This window comes from Kitasatospora sp. NPDC002965, assembly GCF_040611255.1.
GTDB lineage: Bacteria > Actinomycetota > Actinomycetes > Streptomycetales > Streptomycetaceae > Kitasatospora.
On record NZ_JBEXNT010000071.1, the window covers coordinates 40,838 to 48,344 of the forward strand.

Genomic DNA, 7,507 nt, shown 5'->3' on the forward strand with positions numbered 1-7,507 from the left:
GGCGGCCCGGATCTGACGGGCAGTGCCAGAGTCAGGCTAAGTTCATACGTCATCAAATGCGACATTTGAGCTAGTGCGTGTCGACATTTACTGACGAATCATCTAAAGCCGGACCTGACGCGCAGGCACATGAGCGGATGGTGTGAGCGGTTCAGCGGCGCCGGGTACCCGAACCCCGGACGAGCACCCGGCGGGTGATCAGTCCGATGCCGGTGAGCACCAGCAGGACACCGGCGAGCGCACCGCGCCAGCCGTCCGACCGGTGCCGGTCGGACGCCACGGGCGACCCACCTGCCTCGGCCGACGGCTGCTGCTCCGGCGCGGGAGGCGCGGCCAGTGCGCGACCGGCCTCGACGGTGGTGTCGGCCCCGGTGGCCGCCTGCCCGGCGGACCGCGCCACCGCAGCCCCGGCGGCCGGAGCCGACGCGGTGGCAGGTGCGGACGGGGTGTCGGCGGGCGCCGGGGTGACGGCCGGGATCGGGGACGACGGCGAGGACGGGCCCGGGGACGGGGCCTGCGACGCGACCTGCGACGGGGACGGGAGCGGAGAGGAGAGCGAGGACGGCGACGGGGACGGGACCTGCGACAGGGACGGGGACGGGGACAGGCCGGCGGACGGCGAGGTCGGGGAGGTCGGAGAGGAGGACGGGCGGGGCGCGGTCGGGGACGGACCGGCGGTCGGGCTCGTCCTCGCCGTTCCGGTGGCACCGGCGGCCGTCGGCGGCACCGCCGTCGCGGAGGCCGTCGGGGACGGCGTCACCGGCCTGACGGCCACACCGGTGACCGGCGGCACGACGATCGGCAGCAGCCCCGGCGGGACGGGGTCGAAGACGGGGTCCGGGACGGGTTCGGGCGAGGCCGCCGACGGGGCAGCCGGAGGCGATCCGGCCGCCCCCGACGGGGCGGGGGCCGAAGGCGAAGGAGCACCCGGGGACGCGACCGCCGAAGCGGAGCCGGTGGGAGTGGAGGGGACAGCGGGAGCGGAGGGGGACGGAACGGCGACCGAGGGCGAGGCCGCGGCCGACCGGGAAGCACTCGGCGTGCCGGACGCGGGAGTCCCGACGGTCGGCACGGCCGCCGACGCGGTACCCGAGGCCGTGGACACCGCGGGCGTCGGTGACACCGGTGCGGCCACCGCCGTGGACGCGGCGGCCGAGGGCACGACGGCCGAGCCCGCCGCCGACGGCGAGGCCGAGGCCGATGTCTCCGCGCCGGGGGAGACGGCCGGGACCGCCGGAACCTGCGGGGGAACCGTCGTCGGCCCGCCGGCGGGCACGGCCGTCTCCCCGACGGTGGGCGCGACGGTCGGCGTGGCGGTCACCGCGACGGTCGGCGCAGCAGTCGGTGCGACCGTCGCCGTCGGTGTCGCCGTCGGGACGGGCACCGTCGGCGGCTGTACGGCCGCCGCCTCCACCCGCACCGCCACCGCGTCACCCGCCGTCCCGTTCCCCGCCCGGTCGGTCGCCGTGACGACCAGCCACTGGTCCCCGTCCGGCAGGTCGCGGTTGGCCGTGCAGATCCAGCTGCCGTCGATGGCGGCCGTGGCCCCGCAGGCGACGATCCGCTCCGTCGAGGCCTCGCTGCCCGCACGCGCGGTGACGATCACCCGCGCCTCGGGCTCCGCCTTCCCGGCGAGCCGGGGGCGGGCGGTCCGGAGGGTCTCCCCGGCGGAGGGCTCGGTGAGCACCGGGCGGTCCGGCGAGACGGTGTCGACGACCAGCGTGACGGCCTTCCCGGCGGTCCGGTTCCCGGCGAGGTCGGCGGCGGCCGGGGTGAGCCGGTGCCGCCCGTCGGCGAGGTTCTCCACCGGCAGGCAGGACCAGCCGCCGTCGGAGCGGACGGCCGTGCTGCACAGGTCGGCCGCGTCGGCGGCGTGCCCGTCGGCCGGCTGGTCGGTGATCGTCACGGTGCTGCCCGGCTCGCCGGTGCCGGTCAGCTGGAGTCCCGGGTCGTTGGTGAACTCGGGAAGGGCGAGGAGAGGGGCGGCGGGCGGCGCGGTCCTCACGGTGATCCGGACCGGCTCGCCCCGCAGCACCAGGCCGCCGGCGGTGGTCTCCACCGGGGTGAGGCTGTGCGCGCCGCCGGACAGGGCCGTGTCCGGGCGGCAGGACCAGCCGCCGCCGCGGGGCACCTTCGTCCGGCAGATCACCGTGTCGCCCTCGCGGATCTCCACCGTGGCGCCGGCCACCGCGCCGTCGCCGGAGATCCGGGGGCGGGTCTCGGTGACCGCCGTGCCGTCGACCGGTTCGGCGATCTCCGGGCGGGAGGCCCCGACGGTCAGCCGGATCCGCTGGTCGGCGACCTGCCCGGAGTCGGCGAACCCGCCGGGCTCGACGAGCTGGGTGGCGTCCCGGCCGATCCGCAGCCGGGCCCAGGTCTCCCCGGACGCGGCCTTGCCGGGGACGGTCCACTCCAGGGTGACGCTGCGCTCCCCGGCGGCGACCTCGGCCTGCACGCGCTCGACCGGGTCGAACCGCCCGTTGCGGTCGAAGTCGATCCAGCCCGCCAGGGTGGCGGGGGCGTCCCCGACCGCGACCGGGACGGCGAGCCGGTAGTAGCGGCCGATCGCCGCTTCGGCCGGGTAGCTGACCGCCGGGTCGGCGCCCTGGTACTCGCCCCGCCCGGGCTGGAGTTGGGGCGGCGGCGGGCTGGACCAGACGCTGCGGTCCTCCTCGCCGCGGCCGGTGCGGACCTGCGACTCGCCGGCCGGGGCAGTCGGCTCCCCCGTCGGCTCTCCCGTCGGCTCCCCCGCGCGGCCCGCGTCGGGCCGTCGGAACAGCCAGGCCGGCCGCCGGTCGGCGCGGGCCGCCTGGGCGGCGTCGCCGCCGAGGTAGAGGTCGGAGAGCAGGTGGGAGGCGTTGCCGTAGCCCTGCGGGGCGGTGCCGACGCCCTCGTCCAGGGTGACGGTGGACGCCAGGGTGAGCGGGAGGGGTGCGGTGGTGGAACCGGCCCGGGCGGTGGTGCGCTGTTCGACCCGGAAGACCGCCGAGGTGAAGGTGCCGGCCAGCTCCAGGCTGCCCTCCGCGGCGGACCCGGCCGTGCCGTCCGACGTGCCGTCCGCACCGGCGGGGGCCAGGACGTTGCCGTCGGCCGTCCAGCCGGGCCAGTCCGTGCGGTTGACCAGGGTGGGCCCGCCGGGCGAGCCGCCGGTGAGGGTCAGCCGGGCCGCGGTACTGGTGGAGCCGGATTTCCCGGTGGCGACGACGGCGAGTCCGCTGACGTGCAGCCGGGGATTGCGGACGGCCCGGGAGAATGTCAGCCGGAGCGTCCCGACGGTTCTCCAGGAACCGTCCGTCTGCGGACGGTTCTCGGAGATCCGGAAGGTCTGGGCGGGATCTCCGGGCCGAACTCCGTCCGTGTAGAGCGCGGCGGACCGGCCGCCGCCGGCGCGGTCCGCCAATTCCCCGGGCTCGGCGATCACGGCCGCCCCGGGGGAGGCCGCGAAATCGAGGTGGACGGAGAGTCCGGAGGGCAGCACCGCGCGCTGCTCCCCCGACCAGGTACCGGGGGACTGCTGGGCGGCCGAGGGCGGTGGGTTCCAGCCGATCAGCAGCCCGGCGGCGAGGACCGCTGCGGTGCCGGCCACGGCCGGGAACTGTCGGCTCATCCGGCTCTCCTTCGGTATCGGCTGCCGGCATCGCCGGGTTCACCGGGATCTCTGGGCAGTCTGGACACAAGATCTGACAAAACGGAATCACGATCCTGGGCCGGTCATACTGCGACACCTGCACTATTGGCCGCATGACACCCGATTGGCGGCCCTCCGACCGGCAGGACGGGATGTACCCGAAAGGGCTGCATTTCATCCATTAGGCGGCGTATCGCGGGGAATCCCGGCGAATCCGACCCGTTCCCACGGACCAGTATCTGACCATTCATCAGACAACTCTGTTCGAATTACCGGCCCGCTCAGTAGAGTCGGGGCCCGTGACCATTAACCCCGTTCTCATCACGAGCAGTTTCGCGGTCGTCGAACCGCACGGCGCCGTCGTCGCCGAGTACTTCTACCAGCACCTGTTCGAGCACCACCCCGGGGTCCGGGGCCTGTTCGCCGAGCACATCGACGAGCAGCGGGACCGGCTCTGGGCGGCGCTCGGCACGGTGGTCTCCCATCTGGAGGAGACCGACACGCTGGTCGGCGTCCTCCGCGACCTCGGTGCCCGGCACGCCCGGTACGGGGCGCTCGTCGAGCACTTCCCCGCCGTCGGCGCCAGCCTGCTCGCCACCCTGGCGCACTTCGCCGGCGAGGCGTGGACCGAGGAGACCGAGGCGTCCTGGACCGCGGTCTACGGCGTGATCAGCGACACCATGGGCCAGGCGCTCACCACCGCACAGCACTCCTAGGGCGCGACGCGGTGCCCTTCGACCCCGCGGTCATCCGCGCCAGCTTCGCCGTCGTCGAGCGCCGTGCCGACCACATGGCCAAGTACTTCTACGCCCACCTGTTCGCCCGCAACCCCGGGGTGCGGGCGTTCTTCCCCGCCCAGATGACCGAGCAGCGGGACCGGTTCTTCGCCGCACTCACCCAGATCGTCCTCCGCATGGAGAACCCCGAGCAGCTCACCGGGTACCTGCGGGCGCTCGGGCGCGACCACCGCAAGTTCCAGGCCGCGCCCGAGCACTACCCCGCCGTCGGGGCCAGTCTGATCGCCGCCCTGCGGCACTTCTCCGGACACTCCTGGACGCCCGAGATCGAGAAGGCCTGGACCGAGGCCTACACCGTGATCGCCCGGACGATGACCGGGGCGGCCTCCGGGGTCCCGCCCGAGGTCCCCGCGTGGTGGGAGGCCGAGGTGGCCACCCGCCGACGGGCCGCAGCCGACATCGTCGTCCTCACCCTGATGCCGATGCGCCCGTACCCCTTCGTCCCCGGCCAGTACCTCACGCTCAGCAGTCCCCGGGTGCCGAAGGTCTGGCGCCCCTACTCGATCGCCAACGCGCCGCGCTCCGACGGCACCCTGGACGTGCACGTCCGCCGGGTGCCCGGCGGGCTGCTCAGCACCGCACTCGTCGACGACGCCGCCCCCGGCGAACTGCTGCGGCTCGGCCACCCGCTCGGCGACGCCGTGCTCGACCCGCACTCACGCCGCCCGCTGCTGGCGGTGGCCGCCGGCACCGGCTGGGGACAGACCCGGGCGCTGCTGGAGCAACTCGCCGCCGGCCCCGCCGACCGCGACGTCACCGTGGTGCTGGCCGCCCGTTCGCAGGCCGAGCAGTACGACCTGCCGGCGGTGGAACGGCTGCTCGCCCGGTGCGCCCGGCTGCGGGTGCTGCCGACCGCCCCGGCGCGGGGGGAGGGCCGCGACGACGCCGACGCCGACGCCCCGGTCCGCGACGCACTCGCCCGGTACGGCCACTGGTCCGGCTGGGACGTCCACCTCAGCGGCCCGCCGGGCCTCGCCCCCTCGCTGACCGCGCTCCTCACCGAACTGGGCGCCGATCCCGCGCTGATCCGGCACGACCCGGCACCGGTGACCTTCAACCGGGCCCGACCGCTGACCTCCTCGGAGTGGTTCCTGGATCAGCGGGACGTCCCCTGGATCAACCGGACCGACCTGGGGTGAGCGCCCCTGCCGACCGCCCGGCCCGCCGTGGAACGGGAGAAGCCCCCGGCCTGGGGCCGGGGGCTTCTCTCTGGTGCGCTCAGCAGGATTCGAACCTGCAACCTCTTGATCCGTAGTCAAGTGCTCTATCCGTTGAGCTATGAGCGCAAGTGCCGGGCGGACCCGGTCTTGCGGGGTTTGGTGCGCTCAGCAGGATTCGAACCTGCAACCTCTTGATCCGTAGTCAAGTGCTCTATCCGTTGAGCTATGAGCGCTCGCCCTGGTGAACGTGCCAGCGGGGCGGTGCGGGGACAACATTACATGACCTGCGACGCGGGGCGAAATCGATTGATCCGGGCGCCGCAGCGGGGCACCGGGGTACGGGCACGTCGGGGCCCTCCCGCGAGCCCGGCCGGGGCCGGACGGACCGGACCGACCCGGACCGGGAGACGCGAAGAGCCCCGCCGACGGATCCGTCGGCGGGGCTCTTCGTCTGGCGGAGGCTGAGGGATTTGAACCCTCGATCAGGAATAACCCCGAAACCGCATTAGCAGTGCGGCGCCATAGACCGGACTAGGCGAAGCCTCCTCCACATGGACCAAGCCCGCGTGCGCGGACCCGTTCCCTGTGCCTGTGATGATGCCACAACCCGGGGGCCCGGCACCAACCGCCGACCACGTTACTAGGCGGGTCGTCCCCGCCGCAAAGAAGAATGAGATACTGCCTTCTCCGGAGAGAGCTGCCCTGAGCCGAGGAGACCTGTCGACGTGAGCAGCAGGCCGATCCGAGGCGCTGCTCGCCTCGCCGCCATACTCGACGCCCTGCCCGACGCACTGCTCCTGGTGAACAGCAACGGCACGGTCGTCGACGCCAACAACGCCGCCGTGCACGCGCTCCAGACGCCCGGCACGTCGTTGGTGGGGATGGGAGTGCTGGACCTCCTGCCCGAGTTCGACCCGAGCCGGATCCCCGGCTCGATGCGCCCGGCCGCCCGCGAGGACGACGCACTCGACCGGCCGGTCCGGATGACCGCGCGGCGCACCGACGGAAGCACCTTCCCCGTCGAGGTCTCCGGCAACGACTTCGCCGACGACGGCACCGGCGACAGCCGCAGCTACGCGCTCTCCCCGCTCGCGCCCTACGACCCCTACCGCGAGGGCTCGCGCTCCTCCGACCTGCTCCTGCTGCTGGTCCGCGACCTCTCCAGCCGGCTCGGCGTCGAGGCGGAACTGCGCCGCCAGCACAAGCAGACCGAGATGATCCTGCGGGCCGCCGCCGAGGGCGTGCTCGGAGTCGACCTCGAAGGCCGCTGCGTCCTGGTCAACCCGGCCGCCGCGCACATCCTGGAGTACCGGGCCAGCGAGCTGGGCGGGCGCGAACTGCACCCGCTGATCCAGCACTCCCGGGCCGACGGCACCCCGCTGGCGCTGGAGGAGTCCGCGCTGCTGGACACCCTGACCTCCGGCCGCAAGCACCGGGTGCGCGGCACCGTGCTCTGGCGCAAGGACGGCCGGCCGGTCACCGTCGACCTCACCACCGCCCCCGTCCGGGACGGCGACCAGCTGGTCGGCGCGGTGATGACCTTCACCGACCGCAGCCGCGAACTCGCCCTGGTCGCGCGCAACGAACACCTCACCGCCGTCCTGGAGAGCGAACTGGGCGGCGCGCTGACCGCGCTGCACCGCCGGATCGACACGCTCGCCGCCGACCCCGCGGGCCAGCTCTGGCCGGAGGCGAACTGGACCCTGCGCCGGCTGGCCGACGAGTGCCGCCGCTTCGGCAAACTGATCGACGGTGTGCTCGCCCACCAGCGCTCCGAGGCCGGCGAGTGGTCCACGGGCGCCGGCGCCACGGGCAACGGCCCGCTGGGCTTCGACGGCCCGGGCTCGTCCACCGAGGGCAAGCCGGACGACAAGGCGGGGAAGAAGGCCGCCGAGCGCGTGCCGGTCGCCCTGGACAAGGTG

General features: G+C 74.3%; 4 protein-coding genes and 3 tRNA genes. 3 read left to right on the top strand and 4 right to left on the bottom strand.

Annotated elements, in window-relative coordinates; genetic code table 11:
* Positions 1-151: 151 nt before the first annotated feature.
* A complete protein-coding gene (locus tag ABZY91_RS25280; RefSeq protein WP_355405355.1) occupies positions 152-3,607 on the bottom strand; it encodes an Ig-like domain-containing protein in 3,456 nt (1,151 codons plus the stop codon).
* Positions 3,608-3,927: 320 nt separating this feature from the next.
* On the opposite strand from ABZY91_RS25280, the gene ABZY91_RS25285 reads away from it, so the two are divergent.
* Both ABZY91_RS25285 and ABZY91_RS25290 read left to right on the top strand, forming a co-directional pair.
* The gene (locus ABZY91_RS25285) at positions 3,928-4,344 is read left to right on the top strand and encodes a globin domain-containing protein (RefSeq protein WP_329884924.1); all 417 of its coding nucleotides are present in this window, start codon (positions 3,928-3,930) and stop codon (positions 4,342-4,344) included.
* An 11-nt stretch (positions 4,345-4,355) separates the two neighbouring features.
* Entirely contained in the window at positions 4,356-5,564 is a 1,209-nt protein-coding gene (locus tag ABZY91_RS25290) for a globin domain-containing protein (RefSeq protein ID WP_355405356.1), read from the top strand.
* Between the two features lie 71 nt (positions 5,565-5,635).
* On the opposite strand, the gene ABZY91_RS25295 is transcribed toward ABZY91_RS25290, so the two are convergent.
* From ABZY91_RS25295 to ABZY91_RS25305, 3 genes are all read right to left on the bottom strand, one after another.
* A tRNA-Arg gene (locus tag ABZY91_RS25295) sits at positions 5,636-5,711 on the bottom strand.
* 31 nt (positions 5,712-5,742) lie between these two features.
* A tRNA-Arg gene (locus tag ABZY91_RS25300) sits at positions 5,743-5,818 on the bottom strand.
* A gap of 219 nt (positions 5,819-6,037) precedes the next feature.
* Positions 6,038-6,131: transfer RNA gene (locus ABZY91_RS25305), tRNA-Ser, on the bottom strand.
* A gap of 179 nt (positions 6,132-6,310) precedes the next feature.
* On the opposite strand from ABZY91_RS25305, the gene ABZY91_RS25310 reads away from it, so the two are divergent.
* A partial coding sequence (locus ABZY91_RS25310) for a PAS domain-containing protein (protein ID WP_355405357.1) occupies positions 6,311-7,507 on the top strand: 1,197 nt, incomplete at its 3' end.